This is a genomic window from Nonomuraea sp. NPDC004702, assembly GCF_053601695.1.
Genome location: NZ_JBSGCE010000001.1, coordinates 362,394 through 387,344 on the forward strand (window position 1 = coordinate 362,394; position 24,951 = coordinate 387,344).

The 24,951-nt window shown below is 72.6% G+C and carries 25 protein-coding genes; 6 read left to right on the forward strand and 19 right to left on the reverse strand.

Features of this window, described 5'->3' with window-relative positions; translation table 11 throughout:
• Positions 1-27: 27 nt before the first annotated feature.
• Together ACWEJ6_RS01760 and ACWEJ6_RS01765 are read right to left on the reverse strand one after the other, a co-directional pair.
• Positions 28-447, reverse strand: a complete 420-nt coding sequence (locus ACWEJ6_RS01760) for a hypothetical protein (RefSeq protein ID WP_452420564.1) — start codon at positions 445-447, stop codon at positions 28-30.
• A 14-nt stretch (positions 448-461) separates the two neighbouring features.
• On the reverse strand, positions 462-1,454 hold the full coding sequence (locus ACWEJ6_RS01765) for a methionine synthase (protein ID WP_452420566.1): 993 nt from the start codon (positions 1,452-1,454) through the stop codon (positions 462-464).
• Positions 1,455-1,478: 24 nt separating this feature from the next.
• Here ACWEJ6_RS01765 and ACWEJ6_RS01770 point away from each other — a divergent pair, with 24 nt between their 5' ends.
• Positions 1,479-2,111: an MBL fold metallo-hydrolase gene (locus ACWEJ6_RS01770; RefSeq protein ID WP_364330558.1), complete on the forward strand. Its 633-nt coding sequence runs from the start codon at positions 1,479-1,481 to the stop codon at positions 2,109-2,111.
• Here the strand turns inward: ACWEJ6_RS01770 and mnmA are convergent.
• Positions 2,108-3,169, reverse strand: coding sequence for a tRNA 2-thiouridine(34) synthase MnmA (gene mnmA / locus ACWEJ6_RS01775; RefSeq protein ID WP_352318938.1), 1,062 nt, complete (start codon positions 3,167-3,169; stop codon positions 2,108-2,110). The two genes, ACWEJ6_RS01770 and mnmA, sit on opposite strands and share 4 nt — an antisense overlap.
• 67 nt (positions 3,170-3,236) lie before the next feature.
• On the opposite strand from mnmA, the gene ACWEJ6_RS01780 reads away from it, so the two are divergent.
• Positions 3,237-4,289 carry a DUF695 domain-containing protein gene (locus ACWEJ6_RS01780; RefSeq protein WP_452420568.1) on the forward strand — a complete coding sequence of 351 codons (1,053 nt, stop codon included), beginning with the start codon at positions 3,237-3,239 and terminating at the stop codon, positions 4,287-4,289.
• Here the strand turns inward: ACWEJ6_RS01780 and ACWEJ6_RS01785 are convergent.
• A complete protein-coding gene (locus ACWEJ6_RS01785) occupies positions 4,282-5,445 on the reverse strand; it encodes a cysteine desulfurase family protein (protein WP_352352232.1) in 1,164 nt (387 codons plus the stop codon). The two genes, ACWEJ6_RS01780 and ACWEJ6_RS01785, sit on opposite strands and share 8 nt — an antisense overlap.
• Before the next feature lie 53 nt (positions 5,446-5,498).
• Between ACWEJ6_RS01785 and ACWEJ6_RS01790 the strand changes: the two genes are divergently transcribed.
• From ACWEJ6_RS01790 to ACWEJ6_RS01800, 3 genes are all read left to right on the forward strand, one after another.
• Entirely contained in the window at positions 5,499-6,008 is a 510-nt protein-coding gene (locus ACWEJ6_RS01790) for a TetR/AcrR family transcriptional regulator (protein ID WP_352318933.1), read from the forward strand.
• A gap of 788 nt (positions 6,009-6,796) precedes the next feature.
• Positions 6,797-7,984, forward strand: a complete 1,188-nt coding sequence (locus ACWEJ6_RS01795) for an MFS transporter (RefSeq protein WP_387671105.1) — start codon at positions 6,797-6,799, stop codon at positions 7,982-7,984.
• Positions 7,985-8,054: 70 nt separating this feature from the next.
• Positions 8,055-8,723, forward strand: a complete 669-nt coding sequence (locus ACWEJ6_RS01800; protein ID WP_452420571.1) for a rhomboid family intramembrane serine protease — start codon at positions 8,055-8,057, stop codon at positions 8,721-8,723.
• 74 nt (positions 8,724-8,797) lie between these two features.
• Here ACWEJ6_RS01800 and ACWEJ6_RS01805 read toward each other — a convergent pair whose 3' ends face one another.
• From ACWEJ6_RS01805 to ACWEJ6_RS01860, 12 genes are all read right to left on the reverse strand, one after another.
• Positions 8,798-9,751, reverse strand: coding sequence for an electron transfer flavoprotein subunit alpha/FixB family protein (locus ACWEJ6_RS01805; RefSeq protein WP_358288707.1), 954 nt, complete (start codon positions 9,749-9,751; stop codon positions 8,798-8,800).
• A 19-nt stretch (positions 9,752-9,770) separates the two neighbouring features.
• Complete coding sequence (locus tag ACWEJ6_RS01810) at positions 9,771-10,550, reverse strand: electron transfer flavoprotein subunit beta/FixA family protein (protein WP_352329623.1); 780 nt, start codon at positions 10,548-10,550, stop codon at positions 9,771-9,773.
• 253 nt (positions 10,551-10,803) lie between these two features.
• Positions 10,804-12,024 carry a serine/threonine-protein kinase gene (locus tag ACWEJ6_RS01815; RefSeq protein ID WP_387671109.1) on the reverse strand — a complete coding sequence of 407 codons (1,221 nt, stop codon included), beginning with the start codon at positions 12,022-12,024 and terminating at the stop codon, positions 10,804-10,806.
• 35 nt (positions 12,025-12,059) lie between these two features.
• Positions 12,060-13,829: a serine/threonine-protein kinase gene (locus ACWEJ6_RS01820; RefSeq protein WP_452420574.1), complete on the reverse strand. Its 1,770-nt coding sequence runs from the start codon at positions 13,827-13,829 to the stop codon at positions 12,060-12,062.
• 16 nt (positions 13,830-13,845) lie between these two features.
• Entirely contained in the window at positions 13,846-16,011 is a 2,166-nt protein-coding gene (locus tag ACWEJ6_RS01825; protein WP_452420576.1) for a protein kinase domain-containing protein, read from the reverse strand.
• Between the two features lie 126 nt (positions 16,012-16,137).
• Positions 16,138-16,650, reverse strand: a complete 513-nt coding sequence (locus ACWEJ6_RS01830; RefSeq protein ID WP_449919582.1) for a YbaK/EbsC family protein — start codon at positions 16,648-16,650, stop codon at positions 16,138-16,140.
• A 64-nt stretch (positions 16,651-16,714) separates the two neighbouring features.
• Positions 16,715-18,271, reverse strand: a complete 1,557-nt coding sequence (locus ACWEJ6_RS01835) for a flavin monoamine oxidase family protein (RefSeq protein WP_452420578.1) — start codon at positions 18,269-18,271, stop codon at positions 16,715-16,717.
• Positions 18,272-18,301: 30 nt separating this feature from the next.
• Entirely contained in the window at positions 18,302-19,144 is an 843-nt protein-coding gene (locus ACWEJ6_RS01840; RefSeq protein ID WP_358288724.1) for a M55 family metallopeptidase, read from the reverse strand.
• A 43-nt stretch (positions 19,145-19,187) separates the two neighbouring features.
• Positions 19,188-20,393: a DUF6395 domain-containing protein gene (locus ACWEJ6_RS01845; protein ID WP_452420580.1), complete on the reverse strand. Its 1,206-nt coding sequence runs from the start codon at positions 20,391-20,393 to the stop codon at positions 19,188-19,190.
• Complete coding sequence (locus tag ACWEJ6_RS01850) at positions 20,384-20,731, reverse strand: hypothetical protein (RefSeq protein ID WP_352352245.1); 348 nt, start codon at positions 20,729-20,731, stop codon at positions 20,384-20,386. Before ACWEJ6_RS01850 ends, ACWEJ6_RS01845 begins: the two co-directional genes overlap by 10 nt.
• Before the next feature lie 80 nt (positions 20,732-20,811).
• On the reverse strand, positions 20,812-21,585 hold the full coding sequence (locus ACWEJ6_RS01855; RefSeq protein ID WP_452420582.1) for an enoyl-CoA hydratase/isomerase family protein: 774 nt from the start codon (positions 21,583-21,585) through the stop codon (positions 20,812-20,814).
• A 27-nt stretch (positions 21,586-21,612) separates the two neighbouring features.
• Entirely contained in the window at positions 21,613-22,293 is a 681-nt protein-coding gene (locus ACWEJ6_RS01860) for an endonuclease (RefSeq protein ID WP_397164519.1), read from the reverse strand.
• A gap of 101 nt (positions 22,294-22,394) precedes the next feature.
• Between ACWEJ6_RS01860 and ACWEJ6_RS01865 the strand changes: the two genes are divergently transcribed.
• Positions 22,395-22,679, forward strand: a complete 285-nt coding sequence (locus ACWEJ6_RS01865) for a HesB/IscA family protein (RefSeq protein ID WP_352328823.1) — start codon at positions 22,395-22,397, stop codon at positions 22,677-22,679.
• A 57-nt stretch (positions 22,680-22,736) separates the two neighbouring features.
• On the opposite strand, the gene ACWEJ6_RS01870 is transcribed toward ACWEJ6_RS01865, so the two are convergent.
• The 3 genes from ACWEJ6_RS01870 to ACWEJ6_RS01880 form a co-directional block, all read right to left on the reverse strand.
• Positions 22,737-23,795, reverse strand: a complete 1,059-nt coding sequence (locus ACWEJ6_RS01870; RefSeq protein ID WP_387671125.1) for a 3-deoxy-7-phosphoheptulonate synthase — start codon at positions 23,793-23,795, stop codon at positions 22,737-22,739.
• Between the two features lie 249 nt (positions 23,796-24,044).
• The gene (locus tag ACWEJ6_RS01875) at positions 24,045-24,737 is read right to left on the reverse strand and encodes a CBS domain-containing protein (protein WP_387671127.1); all 693 of its coding nucleotides are present in this window, start codon (positions 24,735-24,737) and stop codon (positions 24,045-24,047) included.
• Between the two features lie 7 nt (positions 24,738-24,744).
• The gene (locus tag ACWEJ6_RS01880) at positions 24,745-24,948 is read right to left on the reverse strand and encodes a hypothetical protein (protein WP_352322071.1); all 204 of its coding nucleotides are present in this window, start codon (positions 24,946-24,948) and stop codon (positions 24,745-24,747) included.
• Positions 24,949-24,951: the final 3 nt, after the last annotated feature.

The following is a 24,951-nucleotide window of genomic DNA, read 5'->3' on the forward strand; positions in this document are numbered from 1 at the left end:
GGGCCCCGACAGGAACGACTCCGCCGGTCATCCGCCCTGGGCCCAGACGCCTTCCCAGACCGAGCAGTTACCGGTGATCTTCCTTGCCGTGCCCCGGCAGACCCTGCCCTCGACGGAGAGCATGTAGCCGGTCTTGAGCGAGAACTCCAGCGGCTTGGTGCCCGAGCAGTTGCGGTACGTCTTGCGCCCCTCGCCGCCGCCGTCCTTGACCCAGCGCAGTTGCAGCCACGAGCACCCGGTACGGCCGGGGAAGTCGTACAGCCCGCCGCTGACCACGAACCCCGGCCGGTCGAGCAGGACCCTGCCCTTGGCCTTCCCGGCCCGGTCGGCGGAGTAGATCGGCCCCCAGCTCCAGATCTCCGGGTTGGCCGAGGCCCCGGCGGGGACGGCGATCGAGGCGGACGCGATCAGCATGGCGGCACCGACGGCCAGAGCGCGAGCAATCATGGCAAGGACGCTACTCAGCCGCCTTGCATCCCGCTTGCCGGATCGTCCTTGAGCACCTGGGCGGCCTTCCTGCATGCCGCCAGGGCCGCCCGCGCGTAGCGGGGCGAGGCTCCGGCCAGGCCGCAGGCGGGCGTCAGGGTGACCTTGGCGGCCAGCCCGTCGGGGGCGAACCCGAGCCGCCGCCACAGCTCCACCGCGGGCCTGGCGACCACCCCGGTGTCCGGCAGCGCGACGTCCCTGCCCGGCACGACGCCGAGCAGCAGGCCGGCCCCGGCCTCGAAGAGCTCGCCGAGCTGGTCGTCGTCCCTGCGGCGCAGCAGGGACGCGTCGACCGACACCGCGCGCACGCCGGCCCGCCGCAGCAGCGCGTAGGGCACTTCGGGCGCGCAGCAGTGGACCACCGCGCCGGGGAACAGCCGCAGCGACTCCTCCACCCGCCACTCCTCGACCGCCGCCAGCCGCCCGAACCCGGACGCGGTCGGGACCGTGCCCGCCAGCACACCCGGCAGCCCCGGCTCGTCGAGCTGCAGCACGATCTCGGTGACCCCCGGCAGCCGCCGCCGCACCTCGGCGCAGTGGTCGGCGACCCCCTGGGCCAGCGACGCGACCAGGTCGCGCACGGCGCCCGCGTCGGAGAGCATCTTGTCGCCGTACTTCAGCTCAAGGGACCCGGCCAGCGTCCACGGCCCGCACACCTGCAGCTTGAGCGGCCCGGAGTAGTCGTGCGCGACCTCCTCCAGCCCGTCGAGGTCGCGGCGCAGGTGATCGACGGCCCGCTGATGGTCGCGGCCCGGCCGGTCGGCCAGCCGCCACCCCGACGGCTGCACCTCGACCGGCAGGTCGATCAGCAGCCCGGCCGTCCTGCCGACCATGTCGGCGCCGACCCCGCGGGCCGGCAGCTCCGGCAGGTACGGCAGGCCGGGCAACTCGCCGAACACGACACGGATCGCCTCAAGATGATCCTCACCCGGATGTGACCCGACCCCGGTGGCTTCCCACGTAGACATGGGCACAAGCGTAGGCTCTGCCGAATGGAGCTCACCAAACTCACGCACGCCTGCGTACGCCTTGAGAAGAACGGCAAGGTCCTGGTCATCGATCCGGGCACCTTCTCGCAGGAGCCGGTTCTCGACGGCGTCGACGCGGTCCTGATCACCCACCAGCACTTCGACCACTTCGACATCGAGAAGCTGAAGGCCGCTCCCGCCGGGGTCGAGGTCTGGACGTGCGAGGGCGTCGCGGCCCAGCTGACCGACGTGCCGGTCAAGGTCCAGGTGGTCCGACACGGCGACGCCTTCGACGCGGCGGGTTTCCGGGTGAAGGCGTTCGGCGAGTGGCACAGCAAGAACCACCCTGATGCGCCCGTCGTGCAGAATGTCGGTTTCATGCTCGACGACGAGGTGTTCTACCCCGGCGACGCGCTCACCTTGCCCGGCGTCGAGGTGCCCACCCTCCTCGCGCCGACCAACGCCCCTTGGATGAAGCTCAGCGAGATGGTCGAGTACCTGCGCACGGTGCGCCCGGCCCGCGCGTTCTCCACGCACGACGGCCTGCTCAACGACATCGGCCTGTCGCTGGTGGACACCTACCTGGAGCTGGAGTCGGACAAGCAGGGCGCCGACATGCGCCGGCTCAAGGTCGGCGAGTCGGTGACGCTGCCCTAGGCGGCCGAGACGATGGTGGCCGAGCCGATGACCGTGTCGCCGGAGTAGAGCACGGCCGCCTGGCCCGCCGCGACGCCGGTGGCCGGGCGGTCGAGGTCGATGCGCAGGCCGCCGCCCGCCTCCTCCTCGAAGCGGCAGCCGTAGACCTCGCCGTGGGCCCTGAGCTGCACGGTCAGGTCGTCGAGGCGGGACGGGCCGTTCCAGACCGGGCGGACGCACGAGATCGAGGTGACCTCCAGCGCCGAGCGCGGGCCGACCGTGACCGTGTTGGAGACCGGCTCGATCGACAACACGTAGCGCGGCCTGCCGTCGGCGGCCGGACGGTCGATGCGCAGGCCCTTGCGCTGGCCCACCGTGAAGCCGTGGGCGCCCTGGTGGGTGCCCACCACCGCGCCCTCCTGGTCGACGATCGGGCCTTCCTCGGCGCCGAGCCGGCCGGCCAGGAAACCGCGGGTGTCTCCGTCGGCGATGAAGCAGATGTCGTGGCTGTCGGGCTTGTCGGCGACGGTCAGGCCGCGCCGGGCGGCCTCCTCGCGCACCTCGGCCTTGGTGGAGCCGCCGAGCGGGAAGATCGCGTGGCTGAGCTGCTCACGGGTGAGCACCCCCAGCACGTACGACTGGTCCTTGCCCTGGTCGACGCTCCTGGACAGCACGCCGTCGGACAGCTTGGCGTGGTGGCCGGTGGCGACGGCGTCGAAACCGAGGGCGAGCGCCCGGTCGAGCACCGCCTCGAACTTGATCTTCTCGTTGCACCGCAGGCACGGATTGGGGGTGCGGCCCGCGGCGTACTCGGCCACGAAGTCCTCCACCACGTCGCGCTGGAACCTCTCGGCCATGTCCCAGATGTAGAACGGGATGCCGATCACGTCGGCGGCCCGCCGCGCGTCGCGGGAGTCCTCGATCGTGCAGCAACCCCGCGCGCCCGTGCGGTGGGATTGAGGGTTGGCCGACAGGGCCAGATGCACACCAGTGACGTCGTGACCGGCCTCGGCGATCCGGGCGGCGGCCACGGCGGAATCGACGCCGCCCGACATGGCGGCAAGCACACGCAGTCCCATGACCGTTCCAGCGTACTGTCCGGCGGGGAGTGCGCGGCCATCGGCTCCGTCTGGGAGGATTCAGCGCATGCGACTGTTCGGGCGCAAGGACGAAGACGAAGAGGCCGGCCGGCCCGGCGACGGCGTGGCCGCGTTCTGGGCGTGGTGGCAGGAGGCCAGGCCGCGGCTCGACCCGCTGGTGGCGGCGGGCACCGCCGACGGCATCGAGGAGCTGGTCGCCCCCGCCGTGGCCGCGATCGACCCCGGCCTGGTCTGGGAGGTGGCGCCCGGCAGGAACGCCGCGCACGCCCTGGTGGTGACCGCGGCCGGCGACGCCGAGCTGCGCTCGCTCGCCCACCGCTGGGCCAGGGCCGCGCCGCCGGCCGACCTGCTGTGGGAGTTCCATCCGTCCCGGCAGGCCAACCCGCAGGCGCTGGAGCTGACGCTCGACGTGGGCGGCTTCGAGTTCGCGCTCGACAAGCTGGTCTTCGGGCTGCGCGTGCCGCGCAACCAGCCGCGCGTCGACGTGACCGCCCACCACCCGATCTTCGGCGAGCTCGACGAGGAGACCCGCCTGGAGGCGACGCTGCTCGCCCTCGACTGGCTGCTGGGCGAGGACGACGTCGCCAGGTGGGTGGGCGAGATCACGCCCGCCACGTTCCAGCCGATCGACGCGGTCGCCGCCGTCCACCTGCCCGCCGTGGTCGCCGACCTGGCCTCGGGTTATGAGGGCGAGGAGTGGCTGCTGCTCGAAGGGCAGACCGGCGAGGGCGCGCCGCTGGTGGCCACCGCGCGCTTCCCGCTGCGGCCCGTCGACCACCCGCTGCTCGACCAGCACATCGAGATCACGCTTCCGTACGCCCACCGCGACGCCGACGGCCTGCCCGCCGGCGATTCGCTGAAGGCGTTGAGCGACTTCGAGGAGCGCCTGACCGCCCGCCTGCTCCAACTGCGCGACGACGCCCTGCTGGCCGCGCACCTGAGCGCCGCCGGCCATCGGGTCGTCCACGTCTACGCCGACCCGGCCTCCGACGCGGCGATCCACGCCAAGGAGCTGATCGCGAGCTGGCAGGAGGGCGAGCCGCGGGTCGACGTGGGCCACGACCCCGCCTGGGCCGCGGTCTCCCCCTTCCTCAGCTGAGCCCGGCCCTGCGGGCCCGCTCGACGGCCGCGGGCAGCACCTCGATCAGGCGGTCGACGTCGGCGGCGGTCGAGGTGTGGCCCAGGGTGAACCTGAGCGAGCCGCGCGCGGCCGCCGCGTCGGCGCCCATCGCGAGCAGCACGTGCGAGGGCTGCGCCACGCCCGCCGAGCAGGCAGAGCCGGTCGAGCACTCCACGCCCTTGGCGTCGAGCAGCATGAGCAGCGCGTCGCCCTCGCAGCCTGGGAAGGAGAAGTGGGCGTTGCCGGGCAGCCGGCCGGTCGGGTCGCCGTTGAGCACGACGTCGGGGACGGCTTGGCGGACGCGCTGGATGAGCTCGTCGCGCAGCGCCGTCAGGCGGCGGCCCAGGGCCTCCTGCTCCTTCACGGCGGTCCGCACGGCGGCGGCCAGGCCCGCGATGGCGGGCGCGTCGAGGGTGCCGGAGCGCACGTCGCGCTCCTGACCTCCGCCGTGCTGCACCGACACCGGGGTCAGCCCCCTGGTCAGCAGCAGCGCCCCCACGCCCATCGGGCCGCCGACCTTGTGGCCGGTCAGCGTGAGCGCGTCGGCGCCGGAGTCGGCGAACGACACCGGGAGCTGCCCGATCGCCTGCACCGCGTCGGTGTGGAACGGGACGCCGTGGTCGTGGGCGACGGCCGCCAGCACGTGGACCGGCTGCACCGTGCCCACCTCGTTGTTGGCCCACATGACGCTGATCATGGCGACGTCGTCGGGGTCGCGCTCGATGGCGGCGCGCAACGTGTCGGGATGGACCCGGCCGTGTTCGTCGACGTCGAGCAGCTCGACCTCGGCGCCCTGGCTCTCGGCCAGCCACGCGGCCGGGTCGAGCGCGGCGTGGTGCTCGACGGAGCTGAGCAGGATGCGGCGCCGGGGCCTGCGCGCCCAGTAGAGGCCCTTGATGGCGAGGTTGTCGGCCTCGGTGCCGCCCGAGGTGAACACGACCTCGCTCGGCCGGGCCCCCAGGGCGTCGGCGATGCTCTCGCGGGACTCCTCGACGACCCTGCGCACCTGACGGCCCGCGGCGTGCAGCGACGAGGCGTTGCCGACGCGTTTGAGTTGCTCCGTCATGGCCTCGATCGCTTCGGGCAGCATGGGCGTGGTCGCCGCATGATCAAGATAGGCCGACGGTCGTGTCACCAGATCAGGGTATCTCGTTTGCCACTGTACCGTCCGGACGGTACAGTTGAGGCATGCGAAGGGACGAGCTGTTGGACGCGGCGGAAGACCTCCTGTGCGACCAGGGGTCGGCCGCGCTGACGCTGTCCGCCGTGGCTGACCGGGCCGGGGTGAGCAAAGGCGGTCTTCTTTACCACTTCGGCACCAAAGAGGCCCTGATCAAGGGCATGGTCGAACGGCTGATCGAAGAGTTCGACGACCTGATGGCCGCGCAGCCGGACGGCACGTACACCGAGCGGTACCTCGGCGCCACGCTGATCGCCGTGCGCTCGGGGCGGCTGCGACGATGGGCGGTCGTGACGGGCGCGTCGGGGAACCTCTTCCTGCTCGCGCCGCTGCGAGAGGCGATGTCGCGATGGCACCGGGAGGGGCTGGGCGACGAGCCCGACCCGCTGGCCGCGCAGATCGTGCGGCTGGCGTGCGAAGGGTTGTGGGACGTGGCCAGCCATGACCCGCAGCTCAACTCGGAGGCGGACCTGCGTGCCCTCGAAGCCCGGCTGAGAGCGCTGCTCAAACCCGGCTGAACCGTCGGGCTCCGCTGTGTCGGGAGTCACCGTGGTCCCGGGAATGTGCCGGGGTCACTCGCGGTTCAGGTGTCGGAGCTTCGATCACGGAGCTTTCCGCGGTTCCCCGCGGCTTCCTGTGATGGACCGGAACGGATGGGAGGGCGGTCTCGCGATGACGATCCCGTGCTCCCACGACCCCTGTCCCGCGGCCTTCGCCCGCTTCCCGTCCAGACCGAGCGCCCCGGCGGCGCCCGCCGTCCCCGTCAGACCGGCCCGTACGGGCTGGGCAGGCCGGACGCGCAGGCCCCCGTCAGGCAGACGGTAGGCCGGAGGACGCGGGCGGCGGCCGAGCGGCGAGAGCCGACCGGCCTGGCCGTCAGCCCGGCAGGGCCGGCCGTCCGGTCATGACGCGGGCCACGATCGAGCGCCCGGGTCGCCCACCGAGCAGCACGAGCTGACCCCGACCGGCTCCGGTCGGCCGCACGCTCACCGACACCACCGCTCGACACCCACCCGCGCCCTCAACCGCGCCTCAGCCCGTCCAAGGGCCCCGACCGCCTCAACCCACCCAAGGCCGAGCCCGGTCGGCCGACCTCGGCCAGCAGCCCGTCAACAGCTTGAGTCGCCCTGCCCCCGCACAGCCGGGCACTCGGCAGGCGCGCCGGATGGGCCGCGGCGGCGGGCCGGACGCGTGGCGGTTGGTGGTTCTGTCCCTTCGAGTGTTCCTCCCCCCGGATTTCCTGGGCGCTCCCCCTTGGGAGCGCCTGATTTGTGGCGAAATAACGAGTTTCTGAGAGGTGTGCCTTATGACCCGCGACCTGAGGACGGCCCGCTACGGGGCGATCCTCACCTTCGTCCTCGGCGGCCTGATGGTGGGCACGATGACCGTGCGCATCCCCGCCCTGACCGACAAACTCGGCCTGTCCGAGTCCACGGTCGGCGCGGTGCTCCTCGCATGGGGCCTCGGGGCCCTCGTGACCATGCAGTCCATGCGACGGATCATGGCCCGCGCGGGCAGCAGGGCGGTTCTGCGGATCGGCGCCCCACTCACCGCGGTCGGCCTGCTGGCCGTCGCCTTCGCCCCGAACCTGCCCCTCCTGATCGTGGCCGCCACGTTCTTCGGCATGGCCTTCGGCACCGTGGACGTCGCCATGAACGCCCAGGGCTCCACCGTCGAGCAGGCGTACGGCCGCCCGCTGATGAACGGCATGCACGCCGGCTGGTGCGTGGGCGCCATCTCGGCGGGCGCGCTGGGCAGCCTGTCGATCGCCGCCGGCCTGTCGTTCACCGCCAACCTGGCGCTGGTCGCCCTGGTCTCGCTGCCGGTCGCGCTGCTGATCGGCCGTACGTACCTGCCGGAGGCCCCGGCCACGGAGGCGGCGCGCACGGCCCGGCACCGCATGCCGGCGATCGTCTACCTGCTCGGCGCGATCATGTTCTTCGCCTTCATGGTCGAGGGCGTGGTCGCCGACTGGAACGGCCTGTACATGCGCAACGAGCTCGGCGCGCCCGAGGCGCTGGCCGCGCTCGGCTACCCGGTGTTCGAGGCCGGCATGCTGCTGGCCAGGCTCACCGGTGACCGGCTGCGCTCCCGGTTCGGGGTGCGCGGCATGCTGGGCGTGTCCGGCGTGGCCACGGCCGGGTTCTTCACGGTCGTGCTGATGGCTCCGGCGGCGCTGGTGGCGGTGCTGGCGATGTTCTTCGTCGGACTCGGCGTGGCGACGATCGCGCCGCTGACGCTGTCCCTGGCGGGCACCGCGACCGACGCACCCGGACCGGCCATCGCCCAGGCGGGCGCCATGGGCTACGCGGGCCTGCTGCTCGGCCCGGTGGTGATCGGCTTCCTGTCGGACGCCACCTCGCTGCGCGGCGCGCTCGGCATCGCGGTCCTCCTGGGCGTGCTGATCGCCGTGGCGTCGCGGTTCCTGCCCAGGCGGGAGGCGCCGGTGTTCGCAGCCGTTCCGGTGCGGGAGCCGGTGAAGGTCGCCGCGTAGGACATTTGTCATGCCAAGCCTCGTACATCCGTCCATGTCCGATTCATGGAGGGCGTGCGAGGCTTAGGCGGTGTTCAAGCCATATGTCACCGCCGTCGTCCTCGTCGGCACGGCGGTTCCGAGCCTGCTGCAGTTCGCCGTCCCGGGGCTGGAGGCCGGGTGGATGCGCGATCCGGCGGCGATCTCCGGCGGCGAGTGGTGGCGGCTGGGGACGGCGCTCGTCGTCCAGGACGGCGGCGTGTTCGGCACCCTGTTCAACCTGGCGTTCCTCGCGGTGCTCGGCTACGTCGCCGAGCGCGCGCTCGGCCCCGCGCGCTGGCTCCTGCTGTACGCCGCGGGCGCGGTCGCGGGCGAGGCCGCCGGCTACCTCATGAACGACCCCGGCGCCGGCAACTCGGTCGCCCTCTGCGGCCTGGCCGGCGGCCTCGCCGTGGCCGCCGCCGGGCCCCTGGAACGCTCGCTGGGCGCGTTCTACGCGGTCCTGTCGGGCGCCTGGACCCTGTCGGCGTCCGGGACGGTCGGCGTGGTGCTCATGGTCGTCCTGGCCGGGGCCGGCTTCCAGCTCGTGGCGCAGCGCGACCGGGTCCCCGCGCCGCTGTTCCCCGCGGTCGCCGCGGCGGCCGCCGTCGTCCTGTGCGCGCTGCTGGACCTGCACGGCTTCGCCCTGCTGGCCGGCGTCCTGGCCGGATGGGCGCTGAAGGCGGCCGGCGCCCGGACCGCGCCCGCCGCGTCCGCCTGAGACGGCGGAGGCGGCGCCGCACGTCGTGCGGCGCCGCCTCCGACCGGCGCTGTGCGCGCCGATGATCCCTGACGCTACTTGCGCTTGCTGATCTCTTCGGTGAGCTGCGGGACGACCTGGTGCAGGTCACCCACGACCCCGTAGTCGGCGAGCTCGAAGATCGGCGCCTCGGGGTCCTTGTTGATCGCGACGATGGTCTTCGCGGTCTGCATGCCGGCCCGGTGCTGGATGGCGCCGGAGATCCCGGCCGCGATGTAGAGCTGCGGCGAGACCGTCTTGCCCGTCTGGCCCACCTGGAACTGGTGGGGGTACCAGCCGGCGTCCGTGGCGGCGCGCGAGGCGCCGACGGCCGCGCCCAGCGTGTCGGCCAGGCCCTCGATGACGGAGAAGTTCTCGGCGGAGCCCACGCCCCGGCCGCCGGAGACCACGATCGCGGCCTCGGTCAGCTCGGGCCTGGCGCCCTTCTCCTGCTTGACGCGCTCGACGATGCGGGCGGCCTTGGCCGCCTCGCTCAGCGCGACCGACACCTCCTCGACGGCGCCGGCGCCCGCGGCGGCCTGCGGGGCCGTCGAGTTCGGGCGTACGGCGACGATCGGGGTGCCCCTGCGCACCTTGGAGTGCACGTTGACGCCGCCACCGAAGATCGACTGGTCGGCCACGAAGCCCTCGGACAGGCCCACGGCGTCGGTGATGACGCCGGAGTCGGTCTTGACGGCCAGCCGACCGGCGACCTCCTTGCCCTCGGCCGTGGCGGCCACGAGCACCGCGGCGGGCGACTTCTCGGCGACGAGCTGGGCCAGCAGCTCGGCCTTGGGCGCCACCACGTGGTCGACGATGTCGGCGGAGCCGGCGTTGTAGATCGTCTCGGCGCCGTACTCGGCCAGCTTGGCCTTGGCGGCGTCGCCGAGACCGGGGCCGGCCCAGACGGCGGCGGGCGTGCCGAGCGAGCGGGCCAGGGTCAGCAGTTCGAGCGTGACCTTCTTGACCTCGCCGTCGACCTGCTCCACGAGAACGAGAATCTCCGACATATCAGTAAAACCCCCGTTCTCAGATGAACTTCTTGGAGGCGAGGAAGTCGGCGGCCTTCGAGCCTCCGTCGCCCTCGTCCTTGACGATCGTGCCGGCGGCGCGCGGCGGCGCGGCGGCGAAGTCGACCACCTCGGACCAGGCCGCGCCCAGGCCCACCTGGGCGGCGTCGATCTCGGCGTCGGCGATGGCCAGCGTCTCGACCGGCTTCTTCTTGGCCGCCATGATGCCCTTGAAGGACGGGTAACGCGGCTCGTTGATCTTCTCGACCACGGACACGACGGCCGGCAGCGAGGCCTGGACCTTGTCGAAGCCGTAGTCGGTGATGCGCTGGACGCTGATCGAGGAGCCCTCGATCTCGACCTTGTTGGCCAGGGTGAGCTGGGCCGTGCCCAGGCGCTCGGCCAGCATCGCGGCCAGCACGCCGGTGCGGGCGTCGGTCGACTCCGAGCCCAGGACGACCAGGTCGAACCCGATCTTCTTGAGCACCTGGGCCATCGCGTACGAGGTGGACAGCGCGTCGGAACCGTGCAGCGCGTCGTCGCTCAGGTGGACCGCCTTGTCGGCGCCCATCGCCAGGGCCTTGCGGATGGTCTCGGTGGCCTTGCCCGGGCCCATGGTGAGCACGGTGACCTCGCCACCATGCGCCTCCTTGAGCTTCAGCGCCTCCTCGACCGCGTACTCGTCAAGCTCGTTGACCACGCCGTCGACGGCGTCACGATCGAGCGTGTTGTCATCGGACCGCAGCTTGCGCTCGGTCGCCGTATCGGGGACCTGCTTCACGCAGACGACGATGTTCATGGCCGGTGGCCGACCTCCCGTGTTCGCGTGCGCCCACCGCGTCGCTGCGATAGGCGCCGAATGCAATGCTGACCAGACTGCCAGGTTCCCGACGGGCTCCTGACACGGGGTGGGTCAGAGTCGTGCCCTGGCTCCCGCGGTCATGTTACCCGTGGGTAGCTTACGCGCAAACCGGCGGTTCCCGCGTCAAGCCCCTACCCTTCCCACCATACCGAACTTTATTCGGTACGTTCCGATCGCCCCCCAGGGGAAATCAGGCGGACAACAGGAACACGATGCCCACCACCAGGGCCGTACCCGCGAACAGGGCCAGGGTGAACGTGCTGAACACCGCGGCGAGCCCGAAGCACAGCCCCACCGCCCCCGCCACGCTCACCAGGTCGGCCACCATCCGGCCGCGCCGGTACGGCCCGCGCGAGAGCAGCGCCACCCCCGCGTCGCTCACCACCGCCAGCACGTAGGCGGCCAGCAGGAACAGCGCCACCTCGGGCAGCGGCTCGCGGGCAGCCGCCGCCAGCAGCGACACGAACAGGCCCGAGCCGATCAGCCACCGCCTGCGCACCTTCTCCCGGTGCCGCGCCCTGGACTCCTCGACCGGCCTGCGACGGCCGTCGCCCGGCCGCCACTCTCTCGTGCTCATGTCGTCGGCCGGCCGGGGACGGGCCACCGGGGCCGAGGGACGGGGGCCGGTCTGCCGTACGTGCGGGACGGGGGCGACGCCCAGCCGGGCGCAGATCTGCGCGGCCGTGGGCCGGGCGGCGGGGTCGGTGGACAGGCACTCGCGTAACAGCGGCGCCAGCCAGTCAGGCACGCCCTCCAGGTCGGGCGGGTGGTGCACGACCCGGTAGGCCACCGCCGAGGCCGGCCCCTGCCCGTACGGCTGCCGCCCGGTCGCGGCGTAGGCGAGCGTCGCGCCGAAGGAGAACACGTCGGCCTCGACGCCCGCGCTGCCGCCTTCGAGGATCTCCGGCGCCAGGTAGCCGGGCGTGCCGACCACGGCGCCCGACGCGGTGACCGACAACGAGTCGAGCGCGCTGGCGATGCCGAAGTCGATGACGACCGGGCCGTCCTCGCTCATCATCACGTTGGCCGGCTTCAGGTCGCGGTGGACCACCCCGGACTCGTGCATGGCCAGCAGCGCGTCGGCCAGCCCCGAGGCCAGGGGGCCCAGCTCGGCGACGGGCACCGGCACGGCGCTGAGCGGGCGGCCCTGGACGTAACGGGTCACCAGGTAGGGTCTGGGGCCCTCCAGCGAGGCGTCGAGCACCTCGGCGACGTGCGGCCCGCCGACCCGGCGCATCGTCTCCACCTCGCGGTCGAGCCTGCCGAGCGCGAGGGCGTCGGCCGCGACGTGCGGATGCAGCACCTTGACCGCGACCGTGCGCCCCTGGACGTCGAGCGCCAGATGGACCTCGCCGAAGCCGCCCGCGCCGAGCCTGGAGAGAAGCTCATAAGGGCCGAGGCGCTCGCTCATACCTCATCTCTCCCCCGCCGGGCCGAGGGGGACACTCACGACCACGGAGTCAGGAAGCCCAACCCCAGCCCGTCGAGCAGACTTTCGATCAGGCCGGTGATCAGCCCGATGGTGCTCTGCCTGGCGTCGCTCGCCAGGTCGTCGATCACGCTCTGCGGGGCCCGCCAGGGCGTCCAGACCGGGTCCTGGCCGAGCGCGAACATCGCCGCGAACAGCGCCGCCGTGCCCACCGCGACGACCGCGACGAGCGCGGCTCCGGGGCTGCGCAGCACGCCGGTGAGCGTCCGGGTCACGGCCTTGCGCGGCGCGCCGCCGCCCGGCAGTACGAACAGGCCCCCGGCGAACGCGCCGGCCGCGAAGGCGGCGGCCTGGTTGGTGCCCATGCCGCCGGCCCAGTGGAGCGCCCCCCACACGCACGCGCCGAACAGCAGCGCGAGCGGCACGTGCACCAGCGTCACCAGGGCGGCCTTGACCAGCGCCCACGGCGTGCCGACCAGCGCGAGCAGTGGGTCGGCCGAGCTGCTGCCGCGGATCTGGCGCCGCTTGACCATGTCGCCGAAGAGGTATTCGCCCACGCGTAGCACCACCGCGAGCGCGACGGCCACCGCCCCCATGACGACGGGCATCATGACGGTCAGCGCCACCAGCGTGACCAGCAGCAGCAACCCGGTCACCTGGGCGCCGAACAGGTACCTCTTCCGCTCCGCCGGCGGCACGTGGCCGCGCGGCTGGGGCGGCGGCGTGTAGGGGCGTGGTTGCGGCGGCGGCGCCGGGTAGCCGGCCACCCGCTGGTCGGTGCGCGGCACCGGGCGCGCCGAGGTCGGCGCGGGCACGTAGGGCGGCGGCCGCTCCTCCCGGCGCGCGGGCGGCGGCGGGGGCGGGGGCGGGGGCGCGGGCTTGCGGTAGTCGACCGGCGGCAGCAGGTCGGAGAACGTGTCCATGGCGCGCGTGCCGCTGCCGATGCGCTTGGTGCCGGTCGGGCCCTCGATCTCGTTGAACGTCGTCACCGACGGGTCGAGCTCCCTGGCCATCCGCAGCAGCTCCTGCGCGCCTGGCCGGGCGGCGGGATCGACCCGCAGCGCGCGCGACAACCAGCCGCGCAGCCACGCGGGCGCCCGGTCGAGCTGGGCCCGCCCCTCCATGATGTTGAAGCAGACGGCCTCGAACGTCCCGGTGCCGAACGGCGGCGCGCCCGTGGCGGCGAAGAACACCGTCGAGGCCAGCGCGTGCACGTCGGCCGCCTGGGTGATGTCGGAGTCGCGGATGATCTCGGGCGCCAGGTAGCCGGGCGTGCCGACGAACATGCCGGTCTGGGTCAGCCGGGTCGCGTTCACCAGGTGGGCGATGCCGAAGTCGATGACCAGCGGCTCGCCGTCGACCAGCATGACGTTGGACGGCTTGAAGTCGCGGTGGATCACGTCGGCCGCGTGGATGGCGACCAGCGCCTGGCACAGCCCCTGGGCCAGCCTGATGACCTGCCGCGCCTCCAGGGCGCCCTCGGTCAGCACGGTCTCCTCCAGCGTGCGCCCCGGGGCGAAGCGGGTCACGACGTAGGGCTGGCCCCCCACCAGCTCGGCGTCGATGACCTCGGCGACGTACGGGCTGCGCACCCGGCGCATGGTCTCGACCTCGCGGGTGAGCCGGTCGCGGGCCTTGAGGTCGGCGGCCACGTGCGGGTGGAGCACCTTGATGGCGACCTCGCGGCCCTCACCGTCGAGACCCAGGTGGACGACCCCCATGCCGCCCTCGCCGATCTTCCTGACGATGCGGTAGGGGCCGAGGCGTTCCGGCGCTTGGATGCTCATCGCCACCTTCCTCGGCTCAGCCGCCGCCCTTCAGGCTGCTGAGTTGCTCTGTCACGGGTGTGACGTCCAGTGGACTCCATACACTCCCCCTTGGCGTGTCCCCGAACGTGCCGTAGGCGAGGATCAGCGAGAGCGCGGCGCCCGCCGCCAGGACTCCCGCCATCGCCATGGCCGCTGTCCTAGAGGGTACGAGCGATGAGAGCGTTCTGCGCATCTGCCGCCCCGGGCCCTCGACGCCCGGCCCCGCGCAGAGGGTCCAGAGCGCGACCGCGGCCCCCCATGCGAGGGCGTTGGCCGAGTTCATCTTGACCACCACGCTGAGCAGCAGCGTCACCGGCAGGCCGAGGATCAGGGCGTACAGGACGAGCGCGACCGTGATGCCCACGGACTTGGCCAGCGCCTGCGGATGGGCGAAGACCCTGAGCACGTCGAGGGCGGCGGACCCGGCGGGCCTGCGCCCGCTGAGCGCCGGCTGGGCGAGGTCGGCGGCGCGCAGCAGCACGGCGATCGGGATCGCCACCACCGCCACCAGGACGGGGGCCGTCACCGCCGCCACGATCATGAGGATGAGCAGCATGGCGCTCGCCACCCCGTACGCCTTCGAGCGCTGCAGCGGCTGCGCCGGACGCCCGCCCTGGTGGTACGGCTCGCGAGCGGCCTGCGGCTCCTGCGGCGGGTACTGCGGCTGCGCCGGGATGTAGGGCGGCGGCTGCACGGGCACCGGGCCGTAGTTGGCCGCTTCCTGGCCGGAGTTGAACCGGCCGTGGTCCACCGGCTGCGCGCCGGACCCGAGCCGGCCGTGGTCGACCGGCTGGGGGCCGGAGCTGAGCCGGCCGAACTCGGCCGAGTCCGGGCGCACGCGCCGGGTGGGCACGTCGGCCTCGTGCGGGTTGACCTGCGGCAGCGACTGCGACTGGGGCAGCGGCTGGGGCTGTGACTGCGGCTGGGGGTGGAGCGGGGGCTGCTGCTGCGGCCAGGGCTGGCTGGGCCCGGCCTCGCGCTGGATCTGGCGCAGCTCCTCCGGCGAGACCCGGCGGGTCGGCCACGGGTCGCCCGCGCCCTGGTCCGCCGGCGCCGCGCCCTGTTCGGGCAGCACGGCGCCGGGCAGCACGGAGCCAGGCAGCCCGGCGCCGGGCAGCGGAGCCGCCTGGCTGGGCAGCCCGGCCGCCTGGTTGGGCAGCAGCGAGACGAAGTGCGGGTCGGCGGGCGGCGCGACCGGCTGCTCCTGGCCGTCGATCAGCCGGCGCGGCGTCATCGGCGGCGTGGAGACGTCGTAGGACGGCTTCTCCCCCACGAACGGCGGCCGCCTGGTCGGGTAGTCGTCGGGCGCGTCGGGCCGGGGGACGGTGGAGATCTCGTCGGGCACGCCGCGCGGCGGCCTCGGCAACATCCGGGCCGTCTGCTCGGCCAGGTCGGCGGCCTTGGGCCGCTTGGCCGGGTTGCGCTGGAAGCCCGCCTTGAGCAGCGGCTGCAGCTCGGCCGGCACGCCGCTGATGTCGGCCTTGCCGGCGGTGATGTTGTAGAAGATCATCTCCAGCGTGCCCTTGCCGAAGGGCGGCTGGCCGGTGGCGGCGTAGAGCAGCGTGCCCGCCCAGGCGTGGATGTCGACCTCGGGGCCGGCCTCCTGGCCCTCGATGATCTCGGGCGCGAGGTAGCCGGGGGTGCCGATGAACATGCCGGTCTGGGTCAGCCTGGTCGCGTCGACCGCCTGGGCGATGCCGAAGTCGATCAGGACGGGCTCGCCGTCGAGGATCAGCACGTTGCCCGGCTTGAGGTCGCGGTGGATCACGCCGACGGAGTGGACGACGGCCAGCGCGGAGGCCACCCCGTGGGCGAGCCGGACCAGCGCGGGCAGGTCGAGCGGCCCGTCGTCCTTGACGATCTCGTCGAGAGGACGGCCGGGCACGTAACGCGTGACGATGTAGGGACGATGACCGGTTACGTCCGCATCGACCACTTCTGCGATGAATTTGCTGCGGACCCGGCGCATGGTCTCGACCTCACGCGAAAGCCGTCGCCTGGCGACCTCGTCACCGGCGACCTCTCCGCGCAGGACCTTGACCGCCACCTGTCGCCCCTGGGGGTCGACAGCGAGGTGGACAACGCCCATCCCGCCTTCACCGAGCCGCCTGAGCAGCCGGTAAGGGCCTAGTCGGTCATCGTTCATGGCATGAAGCACCATACCGGCTTAATCCCCGCCCACGAGATGAACCATGAGGCCACATTCCCACTCGTACAACGTCCGATACAGCCTCATCGGTTTCCCATCCAACGGTCTCGAATTGGCTTCAGTTCGGCTTCGGGGCCTTCAGGTCGTCAGGGACAGGACCTCGGCGCCCTTCAGCCCGGCCAGCGCGGCGCCCGGCACGGCGAGCTTCGACCTGCGCAGGCCGCTGCCGATCACCACTCTGGGATGTTCGGCGACGTGCACGTCGACCAGGACGGGCCAGTCGCCGGGCAGCCCGAGCGGGGTGATGCCGCCGTACTCCATGCCGGTCAGCTCGACCGCGTCGGCCATCGGCGCGAAGCTCGCCTTGCGGGCGTCGAGATGTCTGCGCACCACGCCGTTGACGTCGACGCGCATCGTCGCGAGCACCATGCAGGCGGCGTAACGCGTCTCGCCGCCGCGCCTGGCGGCCACGACCACGCAGTTGGCCGACTCGTCGAGCCGTACGCCGTAGCGCTCGCAGAACGCGGCCGTGTCGGCCAGGTCGGGGTCGATCTCCGTCACCTCGGCGCCCTCGACGCCCGGCACGGCGAACGCCACCGGATCGGCCAGCAGGTCGGCGCGGCCGGTCGCGGGCACCCAGTGCAACGTCATCCTCGTCTCCTCGATCGCTCTTCCTTGACCGACCCTATGCCGGTCGAGGAAGTGGCGTGCGACGTCACGTGGACTGCAGCACCCGCCGGTGCAGCAGGGTGACGGCGCTGCGGGCCGACTCCATGGCGCCTGCCTGCCAGGCGATCAAGTGGGTGAGCCAGTCACCCGCGAAGTAGACCCTTCCGGCGGGGCGTTGCAGAAGAGTGAAGGACGAATCAAAGGACGGCCAGTACATCCAGCCTCCCTGGATGTGCTCCTGGCGGTGCCAGGCGATCGAGACGCTGGACAGCAGGTTCTGGCGGTACTTGTCGCCGTGGATCTTCCTGCCCTGGGTGAGGGCCTTCCGCCTTCTGTCCTCGGGGGTGAGGGAGCCGTACAGCTCGGCGTTCTGCTCGGTGTTGTAGTAGCCGACGATCAGGCCGCGTTCGGAGTGGTAGCCGTGGGAGGGGTACCAGATGTGGGTGATGTCCAGGTCGGTCTCGGTGACGCCGCCGTAGATGCGGTCCTCCAGCTCCCACCAGCGCCTGCCGTACTCCAGGCCGATCTTGCCGGCGGAGACCGGGATGGGGGTGGCCAGGGCGCTGGTGACCTGCGCTCCGAGGTTGTGCGGGATCTTGGCGAGGAGGTGCGGGGGGAGGGTGGCGATGCAGTAGTCGGCCTTGACGCTGCCGCCGTCGTACGTCACCTCGACGCCGTCGTCCAGGGTCGTGATCCTGGTGACCTTGGCGCCGGTCCTGATCCGGTCGGCCCCTACGGCCTCGGTCAGCTTGGTGACGATCGCGTCCATGCCGCCGACCGGCTGGAACATGGGGGTGGCCATGTCGTAGCCGAAGTCGTTGGTGATGGCGCGGCCGGTGGCGGCGGCCAGCACGTCGTGGAGGGTGCCGGGGGGCGGGACGGGGGTGCCGCCGTCGAGCGCCGGGTACTTGGTGAAGCCGCGCCGGGGTGAGCCCTCGTAGTCGAGCTTGGGGCCCAGGTCGCCGAACCGGCGGAGGAACTCCAGCAGGCGCTGCCGGTCGTCGGCGGTGATCGCCTTGTCGAGCGCGCCGATATTTGTGGCCTTGGCCAGCAATTCCGCGACATATCCGTACATGTCGGCTCGGGCGGTGCGGGCCCGCACGGTCTTACCGTTGGTGTGGACGTACGCCGAGGCGTTGTTGTTGACGAACGTCTCGATCGGGACGCCCAGCTCCCTGCAGTAGTCGAGGGTGACCATCCAGGGGGCGATGCGGCCGGGCCCGGCGTTGAAGTAGACGCCCTCGCCCAGCTTGACGTCCTGGGCCGGGCCGTTCAGCTCGGTCAGGCGGTCGCCGCCGCGCAGCGTCAGGTTCCGGCCGCCGGCCCTGCCCCTGGCTTCGAGCAGGGTGCAGTCGTAGCCGGCCTTGCCCAGCTCGTACGCGGCGGTCAGCCCCGCCACGCCCGCGCCGAGGATCACCACCTTGGCCGCGCCCTTGCCGCGCAGGGAGAAGTCGCCGGGGCGCGGCGCGGCGAACTCCTTGTCCTGCTCCGAGGGGGCGAGCCCGAGCGCGCCCATGGCGGCGTACATGGCGCCCGCGCCACCCACCGCTCCGATCCCGACGAGCAGCCCCCGCCGGGTCAGCGCCGCGCCTTCCACCGTCACCCGCTCCCTGAGTCAGCAGTTACCGACATCTCAGCCGTACGGTCCGCTGCCGCAGGCCACCTGGCCGCCGATGGTGGCGAAGATCCCGAGCAGCGCCATGATCTGGCGGAAGTCGTCGGTGGTGAACTCGGTGTGCCGCGAGCCGGCCGTCTTCACGCCGGGCACCAGCGCCACCGCCGCCGCGATGGCGGTCGAGTTCCACTCCACCCCCAGCGTGTACGGCGCCTCCACCCGATAAGGCGTGAAGTCGCTCAACCGGGACAGCGCGCGAGCGGCGGCCTCACGGATCTTCGCCTGGGCGACGCTCGGCGGCAGCAACTCGGCCGAGAACTTGTCGATGCCCTTCTTCACCGCGACCGTCTCGACGTCGCCGAGCAGCTCGCGCGCCTCCTCGCCGACGGCCTCGTCCCCGGTCACCAGCACGACCGGCACGCCGTGGAAGCCCGCGCACGCCGCGACCAGCCGGGTCTCGCCGCACAGCTCGCCGTTGAGATAGACGTTCTGGATCTCCTTGCCCATCCACGTGTGGTTGAGCACGCCGTGCTGGACGCCGGCCCTGGCGTGGTAGCCCACGAAGCACGCGGCCTGGAACGTGCCGTCGAGCCCCTGGGCCATGCGCTGGGCCTTGCCCGGCCCCCGGATCAGGGTCGCCCGCGGGTCCAGGAGGTCGATCCGCAGGTTCTTGGTGGACCCGTGGGCGTCGTTCACCAGCACCGAGCCGGCCCCCGCGGCGAACGCGCCCTCGACGGCGGCGTTGGCGTCGGCGGTCATCAGCTCGCAGCCGCGGTCGTAGCCGCGTTTGCCGGCGTGCATCTCCTCGGGGTCGGTCAGCCCCGTCACGCCCTCCATGTCCACCGACAGGTAAACCTTCACGCAGTCAACTCCTCGCACTTCGCCGGATCCGTCCCGCGGACGGTCACACGCCCCACGTCTCCACCCGCCGTACCTCGGCCTCGGTCATGAGGCCGACCTGGGAGGTCAGGAAGGCGGCCGCCTCCGCCCGCCACGGCTCGGGGATCTCCTCGATCGCCGGCGGGTAGCAGTGGTCGAGCCAGCTCGTGGACTCCTCGGTGGCCTCGAAGTGGTCGAGGGCCTTGGCGAACAGGGACCGTTCGACGCCAGGGATCCGGGCGAGGCCGTACTCGATCATCTCCTGGCCCCCGAAGGGGGGCGGCCGCAGCCACTTGCGGGCCACGGGACGGTCGGCGGTGAGGGGCGTGTCCAGGGGACGGCGCTCGACGGCGGCCTGGATGAGCTCCTTGTACAGGCACTTGCCGCAGGTCCGGCAGGGGCCGTCGGTGCCGCGCAGGCACCAGCGCACCTGGTCCTTGAGCTCGGAGTTCAGGGCCAGCCGCATGGTGACGGCCTCACTCACCCCGCCGACCGGGAGCACGATGTGCACGCCTGCGGCGGCGAACAACCGGCCCCACGCGCCGTGCGGCGCCCACATGGGGTTGTCAGGCGTGAACCGCAACAAGTAACGGTCACCGCCGAGCCAGCGTGAACCGAGTTCATAGCCGAAGCCCAGGCCACCGAGGTTCATCCGGTCGGCCAGCAGGAGCGCCCCCACCGCGACGGCGTGGTGCTCCGGATAGCCCGGACGCGGCTCGGCGAGGGTGAACTCCAGGTCGGAGGTGACGGTGGTGAGCTCGCGGCCGGTCCGCTCGGCCAGCTTGGCCAGCACGTCGGAGCGGTAGTGCGGCCACCGGTTGGGCACCCGCGGATGCGGCACCCGCCGGAAGTGCACGAACGGCGCCGACGGATGGATGGCCGCCGCGGCCACGGAGTCCGCGCCGCCGCTGTAGGAGAGGGCGAGCCGGTCCCCGGCCCGGCGCGGCTCGGCCCCGACCGGCCCGGCCTCGACGCCCCACCCGTCGTGCAGGGCCGCGGCCACCTCGGCGGAGACGGCCCGGTCGAACGTGATCCGCCGCCTGGTCCAGGGCGCCACGATCGTCCAGGCGGCCACGGCGAACAGGTCGGGGTGGGCGTCGGCGGGCACGCCGCCGATCGAGCAGGAGTTGGTGGCCAGCTTGACGGGATGGTCGTCGGCCGCCCTGCCGGTGATCTCGTCCTCGGGGTCGAGACGGAAGGTCAGCTCGGTGCCGGACCAGATCACGCGCACGGCCGGCCCCCCTCGGGGACGCGGGCCCGCAGGTCGTCGATGGCCTGCCAGACGAGCACCTCGTTCTGGAGCACGCCGTCGAGGGCCTGCGCGGTCTCCTGCGCCAGCCGGTACGTGTCGTCGACCCTGGCCTTGTCGATCACCGGCCCGGCCGGCGGGCGGGCGTTCCGCAGCCGCTCGACCTCGCCCTGCAAAGTGGCCATCTCCCTGCGCAGGGTCTGGACCTCCCAGAGCGCGTCCCGGATGTCCTGCCGGTGGTCGGCGACGGAGATGTAACGGGAGTCGAACCACGAACGCACGGCTTTACGCAGCCGGGCGGGGACCGGGACGCGCATCATGAAACGCCACCATACTGGCAAACCCGCTTCCCCTTGGACGGCCTACTCCAAAGGGTCGCATTCGTATGGCGGCCAGGCGGTCACCGTCCGGTGAACTTGGCCTTGGCCTTCTCCGCGAAGGCCCGCATGCCGATCCTGGCGTCGTCGGTGGCGAACAGGCCGGAGAAGTGCAGGCGCTCGATCTCCAGGCCGGAGTCGAGGTCGACCTCGGCGCCCTGGTCGACGGCCTGCTTGGCGGCGCGCAGCGCCACGGCCGGGCCGCCGACGAACGTGGCCGCCCACTCCAGGGCCGCCGTGTAGACCTGCTCGTCCGGCACCACCCGGTCGACCAGCCCGATGGCCAGGGCCTCGGCGGCGGGGACGTGCCGGCCGGTGAAGATCAGATCCTTGGCGCGGGACGGGCCGACGAGCCGGGGCAGGCGCTGCGTGCCGCCCGCGCCCGGAATGAGCCCGAGCAGGATCTCCGGCTGGCCGAGCCGGGCCGACTCGCCGGCCACCCGGAAGTCGGCGCACAGGGCCAGCTCGCAGCCGCCGCCCAGGGCGTAGCCGGTGACGGCGGCGATGACCGGCTTGCCGATGCGGGCCACCGTGGTGAAGCACGCCTGGAGCGTGCGGGAGTGGGCGGACATGTCGGCATAGGACATGTCGGCCATCTCCTTGACGTCCACGCCGGCGGCGAAGACCCGCTCGCCGCCGTAGAGGATCGCCGCCTGCACCTGGTCGTCGGCATCGACCTGAAGCGCCGCCTCGACGAGCTCCCGCTGCGTCTGAACGTCGATCGCGTTCATCTTCGGACGGTCAAGACGGATCGTGGCGATCTGGTCGGCCACCTCGACGCTCACAAACTCACCCATGAGCCGAACCTAACAGAGCGTCCCCCCTCACCCCGCTGCGGCCGACCTCACCTCGTCGGCGGCCTTCTTGCTGGTCGACACGCGGACCAGCGCCGCCGACAGGCGGGCCAGCTCGTCGCCGGAGCCGGCCAGGCGGGCCAGGCCGCGTTCCTGGCGGGGCAGGCCGAGCCGGGCCGCGCCGTCCAGGACCCGGCCGTCCAGGTGCGGCGCGACCTGCGGCCACACGCCCTGGACCTCGCGCAGGAAGATGTCGGCGCCGGTCGGGCCGATGCCGGGGAACTCCCGCAACAGCTCGCCGATGCGCCCGGGGTCGCCCCCGGCCTCGTCGCGCAACCTGCGCAGGTCGCCCTTCCAGCGGTCGAGCAGCAGCTCGGCGCCCCTGCCGAGCATGGTCGAGGTGCGTTCGTCGTAACGCCGGTAGTGGCCGCGGCCGAGGGCGTCCACGCGGTCCTGCCAGCTCGCCCGCGCCATGTCCCGCGGCGTGCGGTACCCGGCGGCGAACAGCTCGCGCGCCGCCGCCACCGCCACCCCGGACGAGATGCGCGCGCTGAGCAGCGTGGCCAGCACGAGGAGCTGGTACAGCGGCCGCGGCCGGTCGGCGAGCCGGATGCCCGCCTCCGCGGCGAACGTCTGGCCGCACTGTTCGAGCAGGGCGTCCAGCACGCCCTTGTCCTTGTCGGCGTCCTTGTCGGCGTCCTTGTCAGCCATGACGCTCCGCTACCCCCATGGCGGGCGCTCATCCCGGCCCGGCGCGTTTGCCGCCCTGGTCGCGGGGGAGGCGGGGGGTCTCCAGCGAGAAGGAGCGCATCGTGCTGACTCTGACTGACAACGCCGTGGTCGCGATCCGTGACCTGATGGTCGGCGAGGACGTGCCCGCGCACGCCGGCCTGCGGATCGCCGCCAAGCCGGACGAGGCGGGCGCCTTGGAGGTGTCGCTGGCGAGCACGCCGTACGCCGGGGACCAGGTCATCGAGCAGGGTGACGTGCGCGTCTTCGTGGCCGAGGACGCCGCGCCCATCCTCGACGACAAGTCGCTGGACGCCCAGCCGGGCACGCCGGGGCATCCGACGTTCCGGCTGGACCGCCGGACCTGACCGGCCCTGCCGGGCCTCCGGCGGCCCGCCCGTCACCTCGGGGCCGCCGGGAGGCCGTCAGCCGGCGGCGCGGCCGGCGCGCACGGCGTCGGCCAGCTCGGCCAGCAGGCGCTCGGTCTCCTCCCAGCCCACGCAGGCGTCGGTGATGCTCTGCCCGTACGTCAGGCCCTCGGCCGGGCCGGGCTCCTGCCGTCCCGGCACCAGGAAGCTCTCCACCATCAGCCCCGCGATGCCCTTCTCCCCCGCCGCCAGGCGGCCGGCCACCTCGCGCACCACGGCCGCCTGCCGTACGTGGTCCTTGCCGCTGTTGCCGTGGCTGGCGTCGATGATCAGCCGCTCCGGCAGCCCGGCCTTGGCCAGCAGCGCGAGCGCGTCGCCGATGGACTGGGGGTCGTAGTTGGGGCCCGTGCGCCCGCCGCGCAGGATGACGTGGCAGTCGGGGTTGCCGGTGGTCGAGACGACCGCGGCCCGGCCCTCGTCGTCGATGCCGAAGAACACCTGCGGGTGCGCGGCGGCCTTCACGCCGTCGATGGCCACCTGCACGTCGCCGTCGGTGGCGTTCTTGAAGCCGACCGGCATGGACAGGCCGGAGGTGAGCTGGCGGTGCACCTGGCTCTCGGGCGTGCGCGCGCCGATCGCGCCCCAGGTGACGGCGTCGGCGATGTACTGCGGGCTGGTGGGCTCAAGGAACTCGCAGCCCACCGGCAGCCCGGTGTCGAGCACGTCGAGCAGCACCGTCCTGGCCAGGCGCAGCCCGCGCTGGACGTCGTGGCCGCCGTCGATGTCCGGGTCGTTGATCAGGCCCTTCCAGCCGATGGTGGTACGCGGCTTCTCGAAGTACACCCGCATGACCACGCACAGGGCGTCGCCGAGGTCGCGGGTGGCGGCGGCCAGGCGGCGGGCGTAGTCGAGCGCGGCCTCCGGGTCGTGCACCGAGCACGGGCCGACGATGAGCAGCAGGCGGTCGTCGTCGCCGGCGAGCACGTCGCGCACGGCGTTCCTGCTCGCCGCCACCAGCGCCTCGCGCTCCGGGCCGAGCGGCTGTTCACCGATGAGCTCGCGGGGCGTGGGCAGGGGTTCGAACGAGGTGATGCGCAGGTCGCTGGTCGTGGTCATGGGCTGGTCCTCCGCTTTCGATGGAAGTTCGAAGGCGGTACGGCCCAGATCCGTGGCCCCCGGAGCCGTCCGCCTGAACGACGAAAGGCAGAGACGGGACGTCTCTGCCTTTGGGCTCCGGGTGATCAGTAAGTCAGCGCATGTGACCTTCGGCTCCACCCGGAGCCGCCACATAGCGCCAAAATCGGCTGATCACTGACATGCTGTTGACGCTAGCAGACGCCGGGTGACCGCTCCAAATCCCGTCCGCTATCCGAGATCGGATTCCCAGCCGGGTTCGCGCAGGTCGCCGAGCCCGTAGAGGCCGACCAGGGTGCCGTCGGCACGGGTGACGACGACATGGTCGACGTTCGCGCCCTCCATGCGGGTGGCCAGGGCGTCGAGCTGCTCGCTGGGCCGTACGGTGGTGACGCCGGTGTTCATCGCGGCCTCGGCGGTGCCGGTCAGGTCGGCGCCCTTGAGCTCGCGCGACCCGATGACGCCCTGCACCACCTCGTCCCGGTCCACCACGACCGCGAGGCCGGCCGGATCGGCGACGATGCGCTCGCTGAGCTCCTCCAGCGGGTCCTCCAGGTCGGCCGTGACCGGGTCGCGCCGGGCGCCGGAGCCCACCAGGACGGCCTCCCCCTCGTACGGCAGGTCGGCCGACAACCAGTCCATCTTGCCCAGGCCGTAGTCGTGCACGTCGGCGAAGCCCAGCCGGGCCAGCCGGTGGGCGGCGCGCGGGCTCAGGTCGCAGAGCCAGTCGTGGCAGTAGACGACGACCGGACGCGACCGGTCCAGCAGGTCGTCGGCCAGCCGGTCGAGCGAGCCGAGCGGCAGGTGCGCGGCGCCGGGCAGGTGCGCCCAGGCGTACTCGCGCTCGGGCAGCACCTCGGCGAGCTGGGCGTCGCGCGTGGCGAGCAGGTCCTGGACGCCGACGCGGTCGATGATGCCGATCATCAGGGCCTCAGCGCTCCCCCCGGCGGGGCCGTTCGGACTTGGGTCCTTCGGCGCGGTCGCCGCCCACCTTGCGCGGGCTCTTGTCCGGGTCCGACTGGAGTTTCCTGGCCACGCGCTTCTTGAGCTCCTGCTCGCTCATCCCCTGCCGGTCCAGTTGCTTGCGCAGCCGGCGGCGCTCGTTGTCGTAGGAGTGACTTCCGGGTCGAGGCATGAC